We start from the raw sequence: 21359 nt of genomic DNA on the forward strand, positions 1-21359 counted from the left end.
ATATCAATGATGACCTATTATTGTTCAGCCCTTCGTGGCAGATACCACTACTATGGCCTCGGCTGACTCCTGTATCGTTCTGCACCACATCACTGCGATGTTTGTTCCTGTGGCGCTTAGCGCGCCTCTTGTCGGGAACGTACGATACAGGCCTCCCCGGGTAAGAACGCCCACTTTCGTACCATGTCATTGCCAGCTTTACTGCGATGGCCTCGAGTAGTATTGGACTTTGGTTTGTTTGGCAACCTCGTCCGACCAACACAGCCTTATGGCTGATTCTTGTACATCAATGCGGTACTTTGTCGCCGACTTCCTTCAGATTCCACCTCACGATGGACACCCTTGTCATTGACTTGCGGTTCCGACTACTACGGCCCGCAACGGACTTTCACCGTCTAGTTGGCGCCCATGCCGGGCGCACCAAAAAAACGAACCAGACAAATGTCTGATTCGCAAAGGTGCGTTTACTTACGGTCTTTTGAGCTGGTCATGATGGCATCGATCAGACCATAATCCACAGATTCTTGTGCGGATAAGTAGTGGTCACGTTCAGTGTCAGCGTTGATTCGTTCAATTGGTTGACCGGAGTTGTCAGCTAAGATCTTGTTGATCAATTTACGAGTCTTCAAGATTTCAGTAGCTGCAATTTCAATTTCAGTTTGTTGGCCTTGAGCACCACCAGATGGTTGGTGAATCAAGACTTGTGAGTGAGGCAAAGCAAACCGCTTGCCCTTGGTACCTGAAGATGCCAAGACACTGGCCATTGAAGCAGCCATGCCCATAACGATCGTTTGAACATCAGATTGGATGAAGCTCATCGTATCGTAAATGGCCATCCCAGAGGTAACCACACCACCAGGAGAGTTAATGTAAAGGTAAATATCTTTCGTTGAATCTTGCGCGTCCAAGAACAAAAGTTGGGCGATGATGGCGTTGGCCATGTCGTCTTCAATTGCACCGGAGAGCATGATAATTCTGTCCTTTAATAGGCGAGAGTAGATGTCGTAAGCACGTTCGCCACGGCTGGACTGCTCAATAACTGTTGGGACTAAGTTCATAGCTTTGCAGCCTCCTTATTTCGCTGTATTGTTAGTTTAATCTTGCTAACTGATTTGTAGTTTAACCCAATGGTCAAAAAAGGTCAAACAAAAAGGCCTCACTTTTGTGACCGTTAGTTAGCAGAATGAAACCAGCTGCATCTAGAATACCATAAAACGAGGCGAGACGGGCATTGGATTACTTAGTGGCCTGACCAGTTTTGGTCAGGCTACTGTGTGAGCTCGCCAGCTAATCAGACAAATAAGTGAAATTCATTGGATAACTGTCGAGATCGACAAGGTGGGCAGATAAATTAAAAAATAATTAGTGAAAGCAATAACAATCTCTTGACTTCACGTTTAAAATCAGTTATTATTACCACATCGTAAGGATAATCAATTTATGTTTTATATGTTGATTGCATTGCTATAACACACTTTTCTGAAAGAAAGCCTGCCGCTCACAGACTTTCTTTTTTTATTACTTCCATTTGTGATTATATTAACTTGACGACTCAACCTAATTAAAACCTAAGGGAATATTCAACTGGAAGACTGCTAGTAAATTGAATAATAAATAAGCTTGAGACTGTAAATCTGCCTTTGACGAGGGAGGCAACTGGCGAAACCCAACGCAAAAAAATAGGAAGCTAACCAGCTGGTTAGCTTCCTTGCACCGCTTTGTTCTCTTATGCGCCCGGAGGGAATCGAACCCCCATTTCAAGAACCGGAATCTTACGTGCGATCCATTACACTACGGGCGCAACACGTTCATGTCCTTTCGAACACTAAATTACTATAACTGAAATTGGATAAAAATACAAGGGTAAAACCTAAATATTCTGAAAATTGCGTGTCAAACAACTTTACCAATATTTTACCGGCATACCGATTGCAATGAGACAGGGTGCCTGTTATAATGCACTTGTGGGTGAGAACCCATTGTTTTTTGACCTTAATGGGTCACAATAAGCATCGCTGGGACAATTGCTGTCCCAGCAACATAAGAGAGTTGGTTAGAAGATGAACATCGAGTGGAGATGGGTTAATGCGGTCGTACCAAAAATGACCCAGGAACTAATCGACCGTTACTCGTTGTTACGAACCATTCATTTGATGCAGCCGGTTGGTCGCCGGCTCCTCGCTGAAAAACTGGGTGTCTCCGAACGGAGTGTTCGGACTGACCTCGAGGCGTTGGAGAGCAGTCAATTGGTGGCCATGCAATCTAAGGGTGTTGTGTTAACGCCCGATGGTGAGCGTGCCGCTGACCAGTTGCTGCCGCTGATTCAAAATCTCACTGGCATTCATAAGAAGGAAAAAGCACTTCAGACCCGACTTGGGTTGGAGGGTTGCCGGATCGTGAGTGGGGATTCTGATGATCAGCCGGAGATCAAAACAGCTATGGGATAGCTTACCAATACGTTAATGCAGCACCACATGCCACTGGGACCAAGTATCGTCGCTGTCATGGGCGGTACGACGATGGCGGCCGTGGCGTCGACGTTAACGCAGGAGCTTTCGGAACAACGCCAGTTAACGTTTGTTCCGGCTCGTGGCGGCATGGGAGAGTCGCCTGATATTCAGGCGAATACCATTTGTGCCAAAATGGCTGCACGAACGGATAGTACGTTTCAGGCACTGTACTTGCCAGAACTGGCATCAGGATCCACGTACGCAACGCTGCGGTCCGAACCAATGATTGCTAAAACGTTAGCAACCATTGATCAGGCGAACGTGGCGCTCCACTGTGTGGGCGATGCGATGGCGATGGCAAAACGGCGCCAAATGCCAGCTGACGTGATTGCAACGTTACAGGAGCGACACGCCGTTGGTGAAGCGTTTGGTGACTTTTTTGACCAGAGTGGTCAAATTGTGTACCAGGTACCCAAACTCGGGCTTTCCATGTCAGATCTTGAGAGAATGGATCTGGTGGTGGCAGTTGCCGGTGGTCACACCAAGGTAGCCGCTATTGAGGCCTATTTCAAACTCCCGCCAGCACCAACTTTTTTGGTCACTGACGAGGGAACTGCTGACACGATTTTAAAGAAGTGATACTATGTTATCTGGTATTACTGCTTAAAATATATTTTTTTATTTCCTAAAGGAGGAAATCACAGTATGACTGTAAAAATTGGTATTAATGGTTTCGGACGCATTGGTCGTTTAGCGTTCAAGCGGATCCATGAACTACATTCTGACGACATTGAAGTCGCTGCTATCAACGATTTAACTACCCCTTCAATGTTAGCTTACCTTTTGAAGTATGATTCAACCCATGGTCGTTTCCCTGGTGAAGTTTCAGCTACTGAAAAGGGTATCGTCGTTGACGGTAAGGAAATCCCTGTATATGCAGAACCAAAGGCACAAAACATTCCTTGGGTTAAGAACGACGGCGTTGACTTCGTTCTTGAATGTACTGGTTTTTACACTTCAGAAGAAAAGTCACAAGCTCATTTGGACGCTGGCGTAAAGCGTGTCCTTGTTTCAGCTCCAGCTGGTGATGTCCGGACTGTTGTTCCTGGTGTTAACTTGGATACCTTACAAGCTAGCGACAAGATCGTTTCTGCCGGTTCATGTACCACTAACTGTTTAGCACCTATGGCTTACTTCTTGAATGAAGAATTTGGCATCAAGGCCGGTACTATGACTACCATCCACGCCTTCACTGCTACTCAACAAATTCTTGATGGCCCTCGTGGCAAGAAGATGCGTAACAACCGTACTGCAAGCATCAACACTATTCCTCACTCAACTGGTGCCGCTAAGGCTATCGGCTTAGTTATCCCAGAATTGAACGGTAAGTTACAAGGCCATGCACAACGGGTTGCTGTTGTTGATGGTTCATTAACTGAATTAGTTTCAGTTCTTGACAAGAAGGTCTCAGCTGACGAAATCAATGCTGCTATCAAGAAGCACACTGAAAACAACGAAGCATTCGGTTACAACGATGACGAAATCGTTTCAACTGATATCATTGATGACCCTCATGGTTCAGTATTCGATCCTACCCAAACTGAAGTTACTACTAATGGCGACACACAATTAGTTAAGACTGTTGCTTGGTACGACAACGAATGGGGCTTCACTTGCAACATGGTACGGACATTGTTGCACTTCGCTTCACTTTAAGATTAACCTTAAACGTTAATAATTGAACCAAATAAAAGGCGGAGGGAGGATACTTCTTCCGCCTTTTATCCATTTTTTGTAATGAAGGCTAAAAACTAAGTGTTATCGTTTTGAGACGTAACACTACTCGTAACCAGGAGGGATTTAGAATTGGCTAAATTAACTGTTTCTGATTTAGACTTAGATGGTAAAAAAGTCCTCATGCGTGTCGACTTTAACGTCCCGATCAAGGACGGCGTTATTGGTAACGACAACCGGATCGTGGCTGCATTACCAACAATCAAATACGTGATCGAACATGGTGGCAAGGCCATCCTGCTTTCTCACTTAGGCCGGATCAAGAAGGAAGAAGACAAGTCTGCCTTGTCAATGCGTCCAGTTGCTGAACGTCTTTCTAACTTGTTGAACAAGCCGGTGACCTTCGTTCCTGTAACTGAAGGCGAACAACTTGAAACCGCCATCGATAAGATGAACAACGGTGACGTTCTTGTCATGGAAAACACCCGTTACGAAGATGTTAAAGATGGCGAAAACGTGAAGCGCGAATCAGGTAACGATCCTGAATTAGGCAAGTACTGGGCATCACTTGGTGACGTCTTTGTTAACGATGCCTTCGGGACTGCTCACCGGTCACATGCTTCAAACGTTGGGATTGCTTCAAACATGCCACAAACCGCTGCCGGCTTCTTGATGGAAAAGGAAATCAAGTTTATCGGTGGTGCCGTTTCAAACCCAGAACACCCATTTGTTGCCATCTTAGGTGGTGCCAAGGTTTCTGATAAGATCGGTGTCATTGACAACCTGTTGGACAAAGCCGATAAAGTCATCATCGGTGGTGGGATGACCTACACCTTCTACGCTGCAAAGGGTATGAAGATCGGGAACTCACTCGTTGAAACTGACAAGATCGACTTGGCCAAGGAAATCATGGACAAGGCTGGCGACAAGCTGGTATTGCCTGTTGATTCCGTAGTTGCTGCTAAGTTTGACAACGATGCTGACCACAAGACTGTCGAAGGTGACATTCCTGATGGGTACATGGCCTTAGATATCGGACCAAAGTCTGTTGCTGAATTCAAGGATGTCTTGAAGGACGCTAAGTTAGTCGTTTGGAACGGTCCAATGGGTGTGTTCGAAATGCCTAACTACGCCGAAGGAACCCTTGAAATTGGTAAGTTCCTTGGTACTTTGAGCAACGCGACGACCATCGTTGGTGGTGGTGACTCAACTGCTGCCGTTCAACAATTAGGTGTTGGCGATCAATTGACCCACATCTCAACCGGTGGTGGTGCTTCCCTCGAATACCTCGAAGGTAAGACATTACCAGGTATCGCAGCCATTAGCGACAAGTAAATCTTTTTTGAAGCTGGGACCAGTGTGTCCTGGCTTCTTTACTATCAGTTTCATCAGCGTGACAAGATTTGAAAATGGTGTTTACTAGTAAAACCGGTTTCATTTCGCTAGAATAGGTCATGTGAAATTGATTTGAAAAAGGAGCGTTCGACTGTGCGAATACCACTAATTGCGGGTAACTGGAAAATGAACAAGACGATTGATGAGGCCAAGGCCTTCATGCAGGCGGTCTCAGAACAGGTGACGGATCCAGCCGACGTTGAAACGGCGATTGCGGCGCCAGCGCTGCTGTTGTCGACAATGTTAGCCAACAATCCTGGGCAAAAACTGCGGATTGCAGCCGAGGACTGTTACTGGGAAGATGCTGGTGCCTTTACGGGCGAAACGAGTCCCCAGGCACTAGCTGCCATGAAGATCACGTACGTTATCGTGGGCCATTCAGAACGACGCGCCTACTTTAACGAAACGGATGATACCATCAATCGGAAGGTGCACGCCGTATATCGTAACCAGATGACACCGATCTTGTGCTGTGACGAAACGATGGGCCGTTTGGAGGCTGGCGAAAAGATCCACTGGGTCGTTAGTCAGGTGACAGGCGCCTTAAAGGGCATCACAGAAGAGCAGGCACGCCAGTTGATCATTGCCTATGAACCTAGTTGGGCAATCGGCAGCGGCAAGTCTGCATCGGCTGAACAAGCTGAAGAGGGCTGCTACCTTATTCGCCAGACCGTTGCTGATTTATACAGCGATGATGTGGCCAATGAGATGCGGGTGTTATACGGCGGCAGTGTGAATCCTGAAAACATCGATTCAATTATGGCGAAGCCAAATATTGACGGTGTGTTAGCTGGTGGCGCCAGTTTGAACGCTGAAACTTATTTGCAATTGGTGCACTACCAAAAATAAGTGAAATAGTAATTGCAAGTTCAAGAGTAAACTTATAAAATAGACACGGGGAAAATTGTTTCCCGCTAGGTTAAACTTTCATAAGGAGAGAATACAATGTCAATTATTTCTGATATTTACGGACGTGAAGTCTTAGACTCACGTGGTAACCCAACTGTTGAAGTCGAAGTCTACACTGAGGCCGGTGCAGTTGGTCGCGGTATCGTTCCTTCAGGTGCCTCAACTGGTGAACACGAAGCTGTTGAATTACGTGACGGCGACAAGGATCGTTTTGGCGGCAAGGGTGTTACTAAAGCTGTTGACAACGTTAACAACATCATCGCTAAGGAAATCGTTGGCTACGACGTCACTGACCAAGTGGCTATCGACAAAGCTATGATTGCCTTAGACGGTACCCCTAACAAGGGTAAGTTGGGCGCCAACGCTATTTTGGGTGTTTCATTAGCTGCTGCCCGTGCTGCTGCTGATGAATTGGAAGTTCCTTTATACAACTACCTTGGCGGCTTTAACGGCCACGTATTGCCAACCCCTATGATGAACGTTATCAATGGTGGGAAGCATGCCAACAACAAGGTTGACTTCCAAGAATTCATGATTATGCCTGTCGGTGCACCTTCTGTTAAGGAAGCTATCCGGATGGGTGCTGAAACTTTCCACGCCTTGAAGTCGATCTTAAACGACCGCGGTTACTCAACTGCTGTTGGTGACGAAGGTGGTTTCGCTCCTGACTTGAAGAACAACGAAGAACCATTCGAAATCTTAGTTGAAGCGATCAAGAAGGCTGGTTACAAGCCAGGCAAGGACATCGCTATTGCCTTTGACTGTGCCGCATCAGAATTCTACAACACTGAAACTAAGACCTACGACTTAGTTGGTGATGGCAAGTCATACACTGCTGACGAATTCGTTAGCTTGCTTGAAGGCATCGTCGACAAGTACCCAGTTGTGTCAATCGAAGACCCATTAGACGAAAACGAATGGGAAGACTGGCAGATGGCTACTGAACGCCTTGGCAAGAAGGTTCAGATCGTCGGTGATGACTTGTTCGTTACCAACACTGACTACTTGTCAAAGGGTATCAAGATGGGCGTTGCCAATGCTATCTTGATCAAGTTGAACCAAATCGGGACCTTGACTGAAACGGTTGAAGCCGTTGAAATGGCCAAGGAAGCAGGTTACACTGCTATCATCTCACACCGTTCTGGTGAAACTGAAGATACGACTATCGCTGACTTGGTTGTCGCTTTGAACGCCGGCCAAATCAAGACTGGTTCAATGAGCCGTGGCGAACGTATCGCTAAGTACAACCAATTAATGCGGATCGAAGACCAACTCGGTTCAGTTGCAGATTACAAGGGCATCAAGTCCTTCTACAACTTGAGCGAACAAGCTCGTGACGCAATCCAAGCTAAATAATAATCGACATTAATCTCGATTTATTGAACCGTCTAGCACAGTGCTGGGCGGTTTTTTTAGAGCGTGAAGCAAGGCGGGTTAGGGGCGGTGTGTAACGGACTCTGGCGGAAATGCCCGAACTTGGCATTTTTGCCAGAGTCCGTTACACGTTAGCCCCGTGCCTTGCTGAACGCGTTTCCACTAGGTAGCCTACAAAGTAGTAAGTAGTCTTGTCCGTTACATTCCGCAATTTGGCACGGCACCGAAGTGGCTCGCGATGAAGCTAATTCGACTGTCGCGGTGCGCCATTCGAATGGATCTTCATCGTCTCACACATCAGTAACCGACCACAATACGGTCGCTAACTGATGTCGACACCACAGCTCCGTGCCAAATTGCTGCATTCCACTAACGTTGAACTATATTTTTCCACTGGTTAAGCATCGCACTGGCGTTAACCCAAGTTTGCGGAGAATCCGTCCTCGACTGCTAATAAGCTTATAGACAGTAATACTTCTTATAATGTTCCAGTTGCCAGTAACGACTAATTAACTAGATTCATGACAACTTTGACAGATTTCGTATCTATGCAGACTATCGCGTGCATTGTAGCGTAGCGGCGCCGATCGGCATTGCAGGCAGTAGTATCGGTATTAGTTAGCGACCGTACTTGGGTCGGTTACGAACACGGGAGGCGTAGGAGATCCTTGAATTTCTGTCAAGACATTCAATAGCTCCGGAGCGACCCACTAATGCCTGCAGGGCCGAACGGCGTAACGAAGTGAGATGTCAGCACGCTGTCGAACTGCAAAAGCTCATTTTTCACAAGGCACCGATTATGCTAAACTAAATCATAGGATTTCACGGAAAAAGAGGTTATGTAATGGATGCAAAGAAGGGAAAAGAGCGGGACTATTCGCGGTTGACGGCGGTTGGTCGCGGGTTGGTGATCGGTCTGTTTGTTGGGGTCGTCATTAGCTTGTTTCGACTCTTGATTATGAAGGGTCTGTTGTTTGTGCAATGGTTCTTCGGTCAAGCACACCAGAATGTTTGGTTGCTTGGCGTCTGGATTCTGATCAGTTTAGTGCTCACGATAGTTGTCGGAAGACTCATCAAACAAACACCTGAGATCAAAGGATCCGGGATTCCCCAAGTTGAAGGGCAGCTCATGGGCGAGTTGGACTATCACTGGTGGCCAGTCCTTTGGAAAAAATTTGTGGGTGGCGTTTTATCCATTGGGTCTGGGCTGTTTCTTGGTCGTGAAGGCCCATCGATTCAGTTGGGTGCGACAGTGGGGCAGGGCGTTGCTGCAGTGACGCATAATACGGGTAGCCAACGCCGGCTGATGATTGCCAGCGGGGCGTCTGCAGGACTGTCAGCAGCCTTTAACGCGCCGATAGCCAGTACGTTATTTATTCTGGAAGAAGTCTATCATAATTTTTCCACACTCATTTGGTTATCGGCGTTAGCCAGTGCGTTGACGGCCAACTTTGTTTCCACTGCCGTTTTTGGATTAACACCGGTGCTACATATTAATTACTTTGCATCACTGCCACTGAGCCAGTATGGGCTGTTGCTCATTCTTGGTCTCGTTCTTGGCCTGCTTGGTCGGTTGTATCAGAGTGTTGTGCTGCGGGTCGGGGATTGGTATCACAAACTGACCTGGTTACCTGATCAGTATTACAGCATCATTGCGTTACTTTTGCTGATGCCGGTTGCTTGGTATTTACCAAGTGTTCTTGGCGGCGGCAACGGGTTGATCGTTTCACTTGGCATGCATACCCCAAGCGCACTGATCCTTTTAGGCCTCTTTGTGTTGCGATTTGCGTATTCAATGATTGCGTATGGCACGGGTCTGCCAGGTGGCATTTTTTTACCTATCTTAACGTTAGGCGCTGTTTTCGGCGCGTTTTTTGGTAAACTCATGGTGCTGTGGCAGCTGACAAGACCGGCATATGTGCCGATCTTTATCATAGCGGCGATGGCGGGGTATTTCGCTGGGATTAGTAAAGCACCATTTACGGCAATTCTCCTGATTACAGAAATGGTCGGGTCGTTGCACCATCTGATGCCGCTGGCGGTGGTGTCCCTTATTGCCTACATGACGGTCGATCTGTTAAACGGGGCACCGGTCTATGCTGCCATGTTGGAGAAGATGCAAACGCCCGCCCAACGGCATCTTACGGATGAAGTGGGGCACATGGAGATTCCCGTAATGGCGAACTCGGTCTTAGACGGCAAGCAGGTGCGTGAGGTCACTTGGCCACAGGGAGCCTTGCTGACTGAGATTCACCGAGGTGAACGCCACATTGTGCCGCGGGGTGACACGCTGATCCGGGTCGGTGACCTGTTGATCGTTCACAGCCCGTTAGATCAGAATGAAAGCGTACGTCAAGAACTGTTAAAAATGAACGGGAGTTAAATCTTCTGCACGCACGGGTGGTAATTGACGGCGTTTTATGATAAATTGTATAAAGGTATTGTCGGAGAAACGAGTAATATAGGAGGCAATTTCTTGTATAATTTACTGTTAACAGGACTGATGATTGATAGTGTCCTTATCATTATCGCTGTGTTGATGCAACCTTCTAAGCAAGATGACGCGATGTCCGCTCTTAGTGGTGGCTCACCGGATCTATTTCAACAACAAAAAGCACGTGGATTTGAAGCCTTTATGCAACGGGTGACCGTTGTGCTGGGTGTTATTTTCTTCGTTTTAGCGTTGGCATTAGCTTACTTATCATCACACTAGCAATTGGATCCTCCTGTGAATTCGCAGGAGGATTTTTGTGAAATTCTTGAACCTTTGGCGTAGTTGTTAATTGGAGGTGTGAACACCATGATTCAAATGCCAAAACCATTTTTCTTTGAAAACGACGGGCCGAAAGCCATTGTTTTGTTGCACGCGTATGCGAGCAGCAGTAACGATGTACGGATGTTAGGCCGGCACTTACAAGGAGAAGGGTACACCGTGTTAGCCCCAATGTTTACGGGGCACGCAACGGGCGAACCAAAGGATATTTTGACTGCCGGTTCACCAACTGCTTGGTGGCAGGACACCCAACAGGCCATCCAGCAATTACGCGACAAAGGTTGCCAGGAAATTAGTGTGTTCGGGTTGTCGCTGGGCGGTATTTTCGCCATGAAGGCGCTCGAAACTGATCCTAATTTAATTGGCGGCGGCTCGTTTAGTTCACCAGTCGTCCGGTCCCGCGGGTCTAACTTGATTCCTGAATTTATAAAGTTGGCCGCAGCAACCTATCACTATACCGATTTAAGCCAGGCCCAGGTCGATGAGAACCTTGCCTGGTTAAAGGCCAATGTGACGACGCAACTGGCGCAAATCGATACGTTTGCGCAAACGGTCACGGATGAGCTACCAACCATTCATAAGGCCGTTTTTGTGGCGCAGGGCGGCGCTGATGAACTGATCGACGCTAATTGTGCTTACGACCTAAAAAACGCACTCACCAACGCTCAGGTTGATTTTCACTACTATGACCAAGCCGGCCATGTGATCACGGTCAACAGTGCCCGTCATGAACTCATGGCTGATTTAGATACCTACTTAACGACAATCTATAATTAAATAAATGAGGAATAAATTTTGGAAGATAACAACTTAAAGCAACAAATCGAGGATCTGCTCCGCGCAAATCCTACCAAAAAATTTCGCGTTGAAGATATTTCAGACGCACTGCACTATCACGGCTCAGCCGCATTCAAACTGATCGTGCAGGAACTTGCACGCCTTGAACGTGAAAAGGTGGCTGCTGTCACCGGTGAATCAGAATTTCAATTAGACCCGAAGGCCCGCGTTTTGACCGGGATCTTCCATAGTAACGATAAGGGCTTTGGTTTCGTGGCCTACGACGATGATCTGCCAGATGCCTACATTGCGCCAGATAACACGATGTCAGCACTGAACGGCGATGAAGTTGAAATGGAAATCGTTCGGCCAGCTGATCCACGCTCTGACCGCGGTCCTGAAGGAAAAGTCACGGGGATTGCGACCCATAACTACACTCAAGTCGTTGGTGAATTTATGCAGACCGATGATGATAAGGGCTACTATGGTCAAGTCCGGTTAACCGACAAAAAGTTGAAGCGGTACAGCTTTTACGTTGTTGGGACTGGGTTAAAACCAACGCCAGGTGAAGTTGTGACGGCGGAAATCACGGGATTTCCATCGTCAGAACACCCCTTAGCGATGGTCGGCATTGCTAAAAAAATCATTGGGAGTGTTGATGATCCCGGCATTGATATTTTGTCGATCGTTTATGCACACGATATTCCATCTGAATTCCCAGAAGATGTTTTGGAAGAAGCCGATGCTATTCCAGATCACGTGACTGAAGAAGAAATGAAGGGTCGCGAAGATGTCACCGACCAGAACCTGGTGACGATTGATGGCGAATCTTCAAAGGACTTGGATGATGCCGTTACCGTTTGGAAAATGGATAATGGCAATTACCACCTTGGGGTTCACATTGCCGATGTGTCCCACTACGTTAAAGAGGGTACCCTGCTTGATCAGGAAGCCTATAAGCGTGGGACCAGTGTCTACTTAACCGACCGGGTGATTCCAATGTTGCCACGGCGGTTATCAAACGGGATCTGTTCATTAAACGAGGGCGTGCTGCGGCTTTGCATGTCCTGTGAAATGGAAATTGATCCGGAAGGTAACGTGGTCAACCACCGCATTCACCCAAGCGTGATGAAGTCAAAAGCACGGATGACTTACACCAACGTGAATAAGATCATTGAGGCGCACGATGAAGCTACCCGTGACCGATACGGCGAGTTGACCCCAATGTTTGATGAAATGGCTGAACTGCATAAGATTCTTTACAAGTCTCGGAAGCGTCGCGGTGCCATTGATTTTGACGACACTGAAGCTGAGATCATCGTTGACGACAAGGGTCACGCCATTGACATTAAATTGCGGGTTCGTGGCGTCGCTGAACGGATGATCGAATCCTTCATGCTGGCTGCCAACGAAACCGTTGCTGAACACTACAACAAGGCGAAAGCACCATTTATTTACCGGGTGCACGAAACACCAGATGGCGAACGGGTCAAGAGTTTCTTCGAATTCTTGACTGCCTTTGGCATCAACGTTAAGGGTGATCCAGATCACTTGCGGCCAAAGATGTTGCAGAACGTTTTAAAGGGTGTTGCCGGTAAGCCAGAAGAAGCCGTCGTTTCAGTCATGATGCTGCGGAGTTTGAAACAGGCTAAGTATACCGACCAATCCCTAGGTCACTTTGGGTTGGCTGCGAAGTACTATACCCATTTCACATCCCCAATTCGACGTTATCCAGATACCATGGTGCACCGTTTGATCCACTTCTACGAAAAGAACGGCATCAATGCTGAATCCAAGGCACGCTATGCTAACTTGCTAGAAGAGGTCGGTGTCCACAGTTCTGAAATGGAACGTCGGGCAATCGATGCTGAACGTGATACAGATGCTATGAAGAAAGCTGAATACATGGCAGACCACATTGGCGAAGAATTTGATGCCACGGTTAGTTCTGTCATGAAGTTTGGGATGTTCATTGAACTGCCAAACACGGTTGAAGGGCTGATCCACATTAGCCGGATGCAGGATGACTACTACGAATACGTCGAGAAGTTCCTGGCCTTGGTTGGTCGGACAACGAAGCGGACTTACCGGATCGGGCAACCCGTTCGTGTTAAGGTTGTCAACGTGGACAAGGAACAAAGTCAGATCGACTTTGACCTTGTGAACCCGGAAGCTGCGCCAACCTCTGATCTGCTGCCAAAGCGCGAATCACGCAGTCGCGGTGGTCGTAACGGCGGGTCATTCGGTCATGGGAATAACCGTAATAGCAACAACAATAATCGCAATCACGGTAATGGTAACCGTGGGAGCAACACTCGTGGCGGCAACAACCACGGTGGTAACCGCAATGGGAATGGTGGCAATAACGGCAACCAAAACCACAGTAATGGCGGCAACCACAGCAACAATAATCGTAACCAGCCACGAAAACACAACTAAACTGAACGATAAGTCAGGTGAGGATTGATGGCTAAAAAGAAAAAGACGCCGAACGATAAAAACGTGATGGCGCAAAATAAAAAAGCCCGGCACGACTATGCCATCCTCGACACATACGAAGCCGGCATGGTGCTGACGGGTACTGAGATCAAATCGATTCGAGCAAGACGCATTACATTGCAAGATGGCTTCGCTCAGATTCGCAATGGCGAGGCGTGGTTAATGAACGTCCACATTGACGAGTATGCCGAAGGAAACCGATTTAACCACGACCCATTGAGAAACCGGAAACTGTTGCTGCATAAAAAAGAGATCAAAAAACTCCAAGATGCAGTCTCTGATAAGGGTATCACCCTGATTCCACTCCGTATTTATCTCAAAAACGGTGTGGCGAAGGTGTTGATCGGTGTTGCCAAAGGGAAGCACGAGTATGATAAGCGTGAGACCTTGAAGCGCAGAGATCAGCAGCGGCAGATTGATCGGGTGATGAAACGATATTAGAGCGTGGAGCAAGGCAGAGCGTGGAGCAAGGCGGTTAAGGGGCGGAGTGTAACGGACTCTGGCAGAAAAGTCCGGGTCTGACTTTTTTGCCAGAGTCCGTTACACAGTAGCCCCTTGCCTTGCGGAACGCGTTTCCACTAGAGAAGGGGCAAGCACGTCGCCATTAGCACTTAGGAGTCTAAAATACCTTTCTGTTAGGGCTTTGGCTATCCTCTACTTTTAAATTAATCAGAATGTTGCACAGCGTTTAAAAAACAGCTAATCTCATAAAAGTGAGATTAGCTGTTTTTTTGGTGCATTTCTTATACAGTCCAGTTCCGACAACGGCTTTCTAGGCCGCCACGCCGAAACGTGTTCCGGAAGGGCAAAGGGTTGCACCTAAGGGACTTCGAACGTAAAAGCCAAGCCCAGGCTTTTACGCTCAAAGTCCCTTAGGCTCCACCCTTTAAGCGCCCTTCCTCCACACTCTGTCGAAACGTGTTCCAGAAAGCTGAGGGCTACTGCATAAGCAACTTCCAATTCGAAAACCAAACCCGGGTTTTCAAACCGACAGTTACTTATGCTCCGCCCTCAAACCGCTTTCTTCCACACTCTTATCTGCATAGTGCCAAGCCCTATTCCCATGCATATCATTTGGCACATTAAACGAGACATGCCAAGCCTGACCTGGGAGTTTGAATTTTGTTCGGCGGTTAGCCCAGTGATCTAGAGTCGCAGCGATGCACAGGCAGACCGGTTCGTACGATTTTTGTGAGCAGGTGATGTGCATCTGATCATCGTCTGCATCGGCCGTCATGATTGTTTTGGTGCCGTGGTAAATCTTATAGTGACCAGTTAAAAAATTACCCACTACGATCCAGCGGAGGTTCGTAATGTAGATGAATTCGTTGAAGAAGCCAAAGCGTTTTGCGATTCGGCCGACTTTTTGGTTATGGTAATAAATGTCAAATTGGGGCAGTAAACCGAGGTTTGTTTGCCGCAGTTCAGCCAGTAGGGTACCGCTGATCTGGTAGAGTGAAAGCGTGTCTGGTCGCCGGCCCCAGCGCCCAATCAAGAGGTAGATGGACCGGTGATCTTCGTCGCGCACAACGGTAGCTCCCTTAGCTGATAGACTGTCTTTTCTAACGTACAGTGTTCGCATGGAAGCCCCCCATTCGTAAGGTTCAATATCACCTTACATAATAACATGAAACGAATCAATTTTCTGCAATGTTAATTTTCACATGAATATGCTAGAATGAATGTTGAGGTGTTGGGAATGAAACCGTTTATTCATAATGATTGGTGGGCTGAATTAGAGCCTGAGTTTGAAAAATCGTATTATCAAGACTTACATGCCTTTTTAATTCACGAGTATGAAACGCAGCTGATTCACCCCGATATGTATCACATTTATGAGGCCTTTGAATGGACACCGTTCAGTCAAGTGAAGGTGGTCATCCTGGGTCAGGATCCGTACCATGAACCGAATCAGGCGCATGGGCTCAGTTTCTCTGTGTTACCCGGGGTTCGCATTCCACCGAGTCTACAGAATATCTACAAGGAACTGCAGTCGGATCTCGGTATTCAACCCGTGAACCATGGTTATTTGGAAAAATGGGCAAAGCAGGGTGTCTTACTGTTGAACTCTGTGCTGACGGTTCGTAACGGCCAGGCCTTTTCTCACAAGGGGAAGGGTTGGGAACAGTTAACGGACGCTGCCATTCATAAGTTGTCAGAACGATCAACGCCGGTGGTGTTTATCCTCTGGGGACGGGCAGCCCAAAACAAGATCAATTTGATCGATACGGATGCCAACATCGTGATTCAATCAGCACATCCAAGCCCATTATCTGCTCATCGTGGTTTCTTTGGCTCAAAGCCGTTTTCAAAGACTAACACCGCACTTGAAGCACTGGGAGAAACGCCAATTGATTGGCAACTGCCAGAACACGCTGAGGTTGATGACGACAACCATCAGCGTGCGTAACACCGCATAATAAGAGGATTGACTAGTCGGAAATTCAAACATCTGGAGGTCTGGAAAGTGGAACTTTTTGATAGTTTAAAGCAAAAGATTAGTGGTAAGAACAAGGTCATCGTTTTCCCAGAAGGAAACGACATCCGAATCATTGGTGCTGCCAGTCGGCTGTCACACGATGGCTTGGTGAAGCCCATTTTATTGGGTGACCCAGACGAGATCAACAAGCTGGCTTCAGAAAAGGGCTTTGATCTAACAGGCATCAAGATCACCAACCCGGCCGATGCACCCGAAGCAGAAAAGAAAGAGCTGCAGGATGCGTTGGTTGAACGCCGGAAGGGGAAGAACACCCCAGAACAAGTTGCTGAAATGCTGAAGGATCCAAACTACTGGGGCACCATGCTCGTGTACTTGGATCAAGCAGATGGCATGGTTTCTGGTGCCGTTCACGCAACCGGTGATACGGTGCGGCCAGCTTTGCAGATCATCAAGACAAAGCCAGGCACTAAGCGGATCATCGGGGCCTTCATCATGCAAAAGGATGAAGAACGTTACGTCTTTGCTGACTGTGGCATCAACATCAACCCTGATGAAGAAGGGTTGGCTGAAATCGCCGTTGAAAGCGCAAAGTTAGCCAAACTGTTCGACATTGATCCTAAGATTGCGCTGTTGAGCTTCTCCACTAAGGGTTCCGCAAAGGACGACGTCGTTACCAAGGTTGCGAACGCCACTAAGTTAGCTCAGGAAAAGGCACCGGATCTGCCAATTGATGGTGAATTACAATTCGATGCTGCGTTCGTGCCAGAAGTCGGCGAGCGTAAGGCACCAGGGTCGAAGGTTGCCGGGCATGCGAACGTGTTCATCTTCCCTAACTTGGAAGCTGGGAACATTGCGTACAAGATTGCTCAACGTTTAGGTGGCTTTGAAGCCTATGGGCCAATTTTGCAAGGCCTGAACAAGCCAGTTTCAGACCTGTCACGTGGTGCAAACGAGCAGGATGTTTACCAAATTGCGATCATTACCGTAATTCAATCATTAGCAAATGAATCTAAATAATGCTCACAAGCGTTTGTGAATAAGAATCAAAAAGAGTCCAAGGCAAGCGATTGTCCGGGGCTCTTTTCAATCTAAGGGAGACGCATCATGATCGATAGAATTGTAACAAGTCCAGAAGAAACGATGGCAATTGGCCAACAATTAGCACCGTTTCTGCAACCGAAGGATATCATCCTGTTAGACGGTGATCTAGGTGCCGGCAAAACAACATTTACGAAGGGGCTGGCCCTTGGGCTTGGCATCAAACGAAACGTCAAGAGTCCGACATTTACCATCATCCGCGAGTATCAGGAAGGGCGCATACCGCTCTACCATATGGACGTTTACCGCTTAGAAGAAGGCGGCGGTGACGAGCTTGGTTTGGATGAATACTTCAATGGCGATGGTGTGAGTGTCGTTGAGTGGTCACAGTTTGTTGCTTCAGAGTTACCAGACGACTATTTGCGAATTGCGTTTCACCGCGAGGACGATGCTGGCGAAGCACAGCGTCGAATCACGTTTATGCCTAAAGGAAACCGGTTTGAAAAAATCGTTGATGAGTTGGAGGCACAGCTTAATGACAAGTGAAGACCTGGACTATAGACGTGTCCAGCCAGCGGATGCGCAAGCACTCTTAGCGTTACTACAGCAGTTGAGTCAAGAGACGACCACGTTTACCGTGCCGACGCCGTTGCCGAGTGTGTCGCAAGAGGTCAAGGAAATCGAACAGATCAACGCGGGCAAGGACCATGTTGTGATTGTTGCGGCTACTGGTGAACAGCTGGTCGGCGTTGTGACGGTCATGCCAACGGACGAGCAAGCAGCTGGAGAGATCGGTGTCGCAGTCTTGAAGAAGTACTGGCGGCAGGGTATCGGCTATGAGCTGATGCTGTCGGGATTGGACTGGGGGGCTCTAGAATCCAGCTATTCAGAGATTTCTTTAACCGTTCAGAAACAAAATACTGGCGCCATCGCCATGTATGAGAAAATCGGCTTTGCGACGTTGTCGACCAGTCACGTGGAAAATAGTGCGGGCGAGAGGGTTGAGGCGTTTGAGATGGCAATCGGGGTCTGAGCGTGGAGCAAGGCGGTTAAGGGGCTACTGTGTAACGGACGCTGGTCTAAAAGTCCGGGCCTGACTTTTAGACCAGCGTCCGTTACACAGTAGCCCCTTGCCTTGCGGAACGCGTTACGGCACGGATGCCTAGAAAGTACTAAACTGAAAAAGTCTGGCTCTAACTTTGATGCCAGAGTCCGTTACATGGCCGTCTCGCCTTGCGGAACGCGTTACGGCACGGATGCCTCGAAAGCATTGAACGATGAATGTCCGGGTCTGACTTTTTGGTCAAAGTCCTTTACACGTTAGCCCCTTGCCTTGCGGAGGGTCTTTCCACTACACGGAGTGCCAAATTGCGGAATGCAACGGACTATCACCTAACAGTGGAAAGCCCCCTTGCGAAACGCGTTACGGCACGGATGCCTAGAAAGCACTAAACCAAACAATAAAAGAAAAAGCACCTACGCAACACACGCTCACTCGAGTTTGTCGCATAGGTGCTTTTTACCACAAAAAACGTTATTTAAAACAGCAGGTCAGCACTCAAAACAAGACTGCTTAAAGTGCTGAAACAAACGGTTTAATCGCCTGTTGACCAAACGCCTGACTCTCATAAAGCAAAATGTTAGCGCAGGCCAAGCTGTCATCAAGTGCGTTATGGTGATGTTCCAGATCGATTCCCAGCGAATCACAAACGGTGTTTAGTTTATGATTCGGTAAGGAAGGATAGAATTTCCGACTGGTTTTGACCGTGTCTAACGTCAGGTAGCGTGGGGCGATAATGCCGTGATGATTCAGAGTCTGTTTCAATACGCCGTTATCAAACTGCGCGTTATGGGCAATGACTAACTGGTCCGGTGTGAAGAAGGATTTAATGTGGGGCCACACTTCGGCAAAGGTCGGTGCGTCGGCCACGTCTTCTTCATGGATCCCATGAATCTGGATGTTGCGCCAGAAAAATGGTGTCTGCGGATTGATCAGCGTATAGAATTCGTCTTCGACCTGGTTGTTTCGGACAATTGTCAGCGCTAGTGAGCAGGCTGAGTAGCGTTTGCCACTGGCGGTTTCAAAGTCCATTGCAACAAAATTCAAAGCGTCACCTCCAATTTAATTCGATGATGTATCAGCTAGTTTACACGTTAAGGCCGGTTGTGACAAGTTCCACGGGGCAGTGGTCGGACCCGAAAACATCGTTTCGAATTTCGGCGGTTTCTAGGTTCTTTTGAATTGAATTGCTGGTCACAAAATAATCAATGCGCCAACCCGCGTTGTTATCGCGGGCATGGAACCGGTAGCTCCACCAAGAATATTGTTCAGTAGCGTCTGGATTAAAGTAACGGAAGGTATCCGTGTAGCCGCGACCAAGCAGGGCCGTGAATTTTTCACGCTCGTCATCGGTAAACCCGGCATTTTTATGGTTGGTTTTAGGGTTCTTTAGATCGATCTCTTCGTGAGCAACGTTTAAATCGCCGCATAAAATAACCGGCTTTGATATGTTTAACTTATCGAGATAGTCCTGAAAAACGTCCTCCCAACCCATTCGGAAGTCCAAGCGTTTCAATCCGGAACCGGAATTTGGTGTGTAGCAGGTAACGAGATAGAAGTCGGGGTATTCAAGGGTGATCACCCGGCCTTCGTGGTCATACTCGGGGACGCCAATATCATAGGTGACGGCGAGCGGGTGATGCTTTGTGAAAATGGCCGTCCCCGAATACCCCTTTCGTTCCGCGTAGTTATAGTACTGCTCGTAACCAGGCAACTCGAGGTCGAGCTGGCCCGCTTGCATCTTGGTTTCTTGAATACAGAAAAAATCCGCGTCCAGATCAGTGAAAGTCGTTGTGAAGTCCTTTTTAACGACGGCACGTAATCCGTTGACGTTCCAGGAAATAAATTTCATGGTGGTCATCCTTTCTCAACTAAAGTCATTCATCCTCAGTATAGCAAAATTTTTTGAACACGGGGTCAACGAGCGCCCACCAGATTCCGAGTCATGGTAAAATGGACTTATGTAATTTGATGTCTGAAACGAAAGGAACAAGAGTAATGACGGTGAATTTTATAACACAGTTTCCAAACGTCACGATTTTAACAGATGAACCACTTTCAAAATATACAAATACTAAAACAGGAGGACCAGCAGATCTGTTGGCCTTTCCAGCCTCAGTTGATGAGGTCCAGGCCCTGATGACGGTCGCAAACGCCAATGACGTGCCCGTGACAGTCATTGGCAATGCTAGTAATCTGATTGTCCGAGACGGTGGGATTCGCGGTCTGGTGATGATTTTGACACGGATGGCCACCATTAAGGTTTCTGGTCATCAAGTGATTGCCGATGCTGGTGCGTCGATGATTGAAGTCACCAAGCGGGCACAAGCAGCCAGTTTGTCGGGCTTGGAGTTTGCAGCGGGGATTCCTGGCAGCGTTGGCGGCGCCATTTTCATGAACGCCGGGGCCTATGGCGGCGAGACCAGTGACGTTGCCGATAGCGTGCTGGTCTTGACGCGTCAAGGTGAGATCAAAACGATCACGCGCGACGATTTGAACTTCGGCTACCGTCATAGCCGCGTGCAAGATAAAAACGACGTTGTGCTCTCCGCAACGTATCTGCTGCAACCAGGAGACGGCCAGGAGATCCAGGCGAAAATGGATGATCTGAACGCACGTCGGGCTGCCAGACAACCACTTGATCTGCCATCGTGCGGCAGTGTATTTAAACGGCCGACTGGGTACTTTGCCGGTAAGCTGATTCACGATGCCGGCTTACAAGGCCATCAAATCGGCGGCGCGCAGGTTTCAATGAAACACGCGGGCTTCATCGTGAACGTTGACCACGCAACCGCAACGGACTATTTGAACGTGATTCACCATGTGCAAACCGTTGTGTTTGAAAAATTCAACGTCCATCTAGAAAATGAAGTGCGCATTATTGGGGAATCTGTAAAGGAAGACTAACGA

At 47.9% G+C, this 21359-nt stretch carries 20 protein-coding genes and 1 tRNA gene; 16 read left to right on the forward strand and 5 right to left on the reverse strand.

Features of this window, described 5'->3' with window-relative positions; translation table 11 throughout:
- Positions 1 to 464: 464 nt before the first annotated feature.
- Together clpP and AYR61_RS09660 are read right to left on the reverse strand one after the other, a co-directional pair.
- A complete protein-coding gene (gene clpP, locus AYR61_RS09655) occupies positions 465 to 1058 on the reverse strand; it encodes an ATP-dependent Clp endopeptidase proteolytic subunit ClpP (protein WP_065902802.1) in 594 nt (197 codons plus the stop codon).
- 671 nt (positions 1059 to 1729) lie between these two features.
- A tRNA-Arg gene (locus AYR61_RS09660) sits at positions 1730 to 1801 on the reverse strand.
- Positions 1802 to 2102: 301 nt separating this feature from the next.
- Between AYR61_RS09660 and AYR61_RS14930 the strand changes: the two genes are divergently transcribed.
- The 11 genes from AYR61_RS14930 (at position 2103) to smpB (ending at position 14352) form a co-directional block, all read left to right on the forward strand.
- Positions 2103 to 2447, forward strand: coding sequence for a sugar-binding transcriptional regulator (locus AYR61_RS14930; RefSeq protein ID WP_191982240.1), 345 nt, complete (start codon positions 2103 to 2105; stop codon positions 2445 to 2447).
- 15 nt (positions 2448 to 2462) lie between these two features.
- Positions 2463 to 3089, forward strand: coding sequence for a sugar-binding transcriptional regulator (locus AYR61_RS14935; protein WP_083220055.1), 627 nt, complete (start codon positions 2463 to 2465; stop codon positions 3087 to 3089).
- Positions 3090 to 3155: 66 nt separating this feature from the next.
- The gene (gap, locus tag AYR61_RS09670; RefSeq protein WP_054709829.1) at positions 3156 to 4166 is read left to right on the forward strand and encodes a type I glyceraldehyde-3-phosphate dehydrogenase; all 1011 of its coding nucleotides are present in this window, start codon (positions 3156 to 3158) and stop codon (positions 4164 to 4166) included.
- A 150-nt stretch (positions 4167 to 4316) separates the two neighbouring features.
- Entirely contained in the window at positions 4317 to 5519 is a 1203-nt protein-coding gene (locus AYR61_RS09675) for a phosphoglycerate kinase (RefSeq protein ID WP_056987130.1), read from the forward strand.
- A gap of 153 nt (positions 5520 to 5672) precedes the next feature.
- Positions 5673 to 6428 carry a triose-phosphate isomerase gene (gene tpiA / locus AYR61_RS09680; RefSeq protein ID WP_065902804.1) on the forward strand — a complete coding sequence of 252 codons (756 nt, stop codon included), beginning with the start codon at positions 5673 to 5675 and terminating at the stop codon, positions 6426 to 6428.
- A gap of 96 nt (positions 6429 to 6524) precedes the next feature.
- Positions 6525 to 7844 (forward strand): phosphopyruvate hydratase, encoded by a 1320-nt coding sequence (eno, locus tag AYR61_RS09685; protein ID WP_056987128.1) that lies wholly within the window; start codon positions 6525 to 6527, stop codon positions 7842 to 7844.
- A gap of 862 nt (positions 7845 to 8706) precedes the next feature.
- On the forward strand, positions 8707 to 10245 hold the full coding sequence (locus tag AYR61_RS09690) for a ClC family H(+)/Cl(-) exchange transporter (protein ID WP_065902806.1): 1539 nt from the start codon (positions 8707 to 8709) through the stop codon (positions 10243 to 10245).
- Between the two features lie 93 nt (positions 10246 to 10338).
- The gene (gene secG, locus AYR61_RS09695) at positions 10339 to 10575 is read left to right on the forward strand and encodes a preprotein translocase subunit SecG (RefSeq protein WP_065902808.1); all 237 of its coding nucleotides are present in this window, start codon (positions 10339 to 10341) and stop codon (positions 10573 to 10575) included.
- 87 nt (positions 10576 to 10662) lie between these two features.
- A complete protein-coding gene (locus AYR61_RS09700; RefSeq protein WP_054709822.1) occupies positions 10663 to 11412 on the forward strand; it encodes an alpha/beta hydrolase in 750 nt (249 codons plus the stop codon).
- 18 nt (positions 11413 to 11430) lie between these two features.
- Positions 11431 to 13851, forward strand: coding sequence for a ribonuclease R (gene rnr, locus AYR61_RS09705; protein WP_056987126.1), 2421 nt, complete (start codon positions 11431 to 11433; stop codon positions 13849 to 13851).
- 27 nt (positions 13852 to 13878) lie between these two features.
- Entirely contained in the window at positions 13879 to 14352 is a 474-nt protein-coding gene (smpB, locus tag AYR61_RS09710) for an SsrA-binding protein SmpB (protein WP_054709820.1), read from the forward strand.
- A 553-nt stretch (positions 14353 to 14905) separates the two neighbouring features.
- Here the strand turns inward: smpB and AYR61_RS09715 are convergent.
- Complete coding sequence (locus tag AYR61_RS09715; protein WP_054709817.1) at positions 14906 to 15493, reverse strand: LURP-one-related/scramblase family protein; 588 nt, start codon at positions 15491 to 15493, stop codon at positions 14906 to 14908.
- 117 nt (positions 15494 to 15610) lie between these two features.
- Here AYR61_RS09715 and AYR61_RS09720 point away from each other — a divergent pair, with 117 nt between their 5' ends.
- From AYR61_RS09720 to AYR61_RS09735, 4 genes are all read left to right on the forward strand, one after another.
- Complete coding sequence (locus tag AYR61_RS09720; protein WP_056987125.1) at positions 15611 to 16321, forward strand: uracil-DNA glycosylase; 711 nt, start codon at positions 15611 to 15613, stop codon at positions 16319 to 16321.
- 57 nt (positions 16322 to 16378) lie between these two features.
- A complete protein-coding gene (pta, locus tag AYR61_RS09725) occupies positions 16379 to 17368 on the forward strand; it encodes a phosphate acetyltransferase (protein WP_056987124.1) in 990 nt (329 codons plus the stop codon).
- Between the two features lie 87 nt (positions 17369 to 17455).
- Complete coding sequence (tsaE, locus tag AYR61_RS09730; protein WP_054709811.1) at positions 17456 to 17935, forward strand: tRNA (adenosine(37)-N6)-threonylcarbamoyltransferase complex ATPase subunit type 1 TsaE; 480 nt, start codon at positions 17456 to 17458, stop codon at positions 17933 to 17935.
- Positions 17925 to 18422 (forward strand): GNAT family N-acetyltransferase, encoded by a 498-nt coding sequence (locus AYR61_RS09735; protein WP_054709808.1) that lies wholly within the window; start codon positions 17925 to 17927, stop codon positions 18420 to 18422. The genes tsaE and AYR61_RS09735 overlap by 11 nt, the downstream gene beginning before the upstream one ends.
- A 540-nt stretch (positions 18423 to 18962) precedes the next feature.
- Here the strand turns inward: AYR61_RS09735 and AYR61_RS09740 are convergent.
- Together AYR61_RS09740 and AYR61_RS09745 are read right to left on the reverse strand one after the other, a co-directional pair.
- Entirely contained in the window at positions 18963 to 19496 is a 534-nt protein-coding gene (locus AYR61_RS09740) for a 3'-5' exonuclease (RefSeq protein WP_054711555.1), read from the reverse strand.
- Between the two features lie 40 nt (positions 19497 to 19536).
- Positions 19537 to 20301, reverse strand: coding sequence for an exodeoxyribonuclease III (locus tag AYR61_RS09745; RefSeq protein ID WP_065902809.1), 765 nt, complete (start codon positions 20299 to 20301; stop codon positions 19537 to 19539).
- A 146-nt stretch (positions 20302 to 20447) separates the two neighbouring features.
- Between AYR61_RS09745 and murB the strand changes: the two genes are divergently transcribed.
- Positions 20448 to 21356 carry a UDP-N-acetylmuramate dehydrogenase gene (gene murB / locus AYR61_RS09750; RefSeq protein ID WP_065902811.1) on the forward strand — a complete coding sequence of 303 codons (909 nt, stop codon included), beginning with the start codon at positions 20448 to 20450 and terminating at the stop codon, positions 21354 to 21356.
- Positions 21357 to 21359 lie beyond the last annotated feature (3 nt).

This window comes from Secundilactobacillus paracollinoides, assembly GCF_001702155.1.
Classification (GTDB): domain Bacteria; phylum Bacillota; class Bacilli; order Lactobacillales; family Lactobacillaceae; genus Secundilactobacillus; species Secundilactobacillus paracollinoides.

Excerpts from the sequence above, each read along its gene's own strand:
- AYR61_RS09720 (WP_056987125.1), top strand. The coding sequence starts at position 15,611 with ATGAAACCGTTTATTCATAATGATTGGTGGGCTGAATTAGAGCCTGAG.
- gap (WP_054709829.1), top strand. The coding sequence starts at position 3,156 with ATGACTGTAAAAATTGGTATTAATGGTTTCGGACGCATTGGTCGTTTA.
- AYR61_RS09745 (WP_065902809.1), bottom strand. The coding sequence starts at position 20,301 with ATGAAATTTATTTCCTGGAACGTCAACGGATTACGTGCCGTCGTTAAA.
- clpP (WP_065902802.1), bottom strand. The coding sequence starts at position 1,058 with ATGAACTTAGTCCCAACAGTTATTGAGCAGTCCAGCCGTGGCGAACGT.
- AYR61_RS09690 (WP_065902806.1), top strand. The coding sequence starts at position 8,707 with ATGGATGCAAAGAAGGGAAAAGAGCGGGACTATTCGCGGTTGACGGCG.
- AYR61_RS14935 (WP_083220055.1), top strand. The coding sequence starts at position 2,463 with ATGCAGCACCACATGCCACTGGGACCAAGTATCGTCGCTGTCATGGGC.
- AYR61_RS14930 (WP_191982240.1), top strand. The coding sequence starts at position 2,103 with ATGACCCAGGAACTAATCGACCGTTACTCGTTGTTACGAACCATTCAT.
- smpB (WP_054709820.1), top strand. The coding sequence starts at position 13,879 with ATGGCTAAAAAGAAAAAGACGCCGAACGATAAAAACGTGATGGCGCAA.
- eno (WP_056987128.1), top strand. The coding sequence starts at position 6,525 with ATGTCAATTATTTCTGATATTTACGGACGTGAAGTCTTAGACTCACGT.
- AYR61_RS09735 (WP_054709808.1), top strand. The coding sequence starts at position 17,925 with ATGACAAGTGAAGACCTGGACTATAGACGTGTCCAGCCAGCGGATGCG.
- AYR61_RS09700 (WP_054709822.1), top strand. The coding sequence starts at position 10,663 with ATGATTCAAATGCCAAAACCATTTTTCTTTGAAAACGACGGGCCGAAA.
- tsaE (WP_054709811.1), top strand. The coding sequence starts at position 17,456 with ATGATCGATAGAATTGTAACAAGTCCAGAAGAAACGATGGCAATTGGC.
- murB (WP_065902811.1), top strand. The coding sequence starts at position 20,448 with ATGACGGTGAATTTTATAACACAGTTTCCAAACGTCACGATTTTAACA.
- AYR61_RS09715 (WP_054709817.1), bottom strand. The coding sequence starts at position 15,493 with ATGCGAACACTGTACGTTAGAAAAGACAGTCTATCAGCTAAGGGAGCT.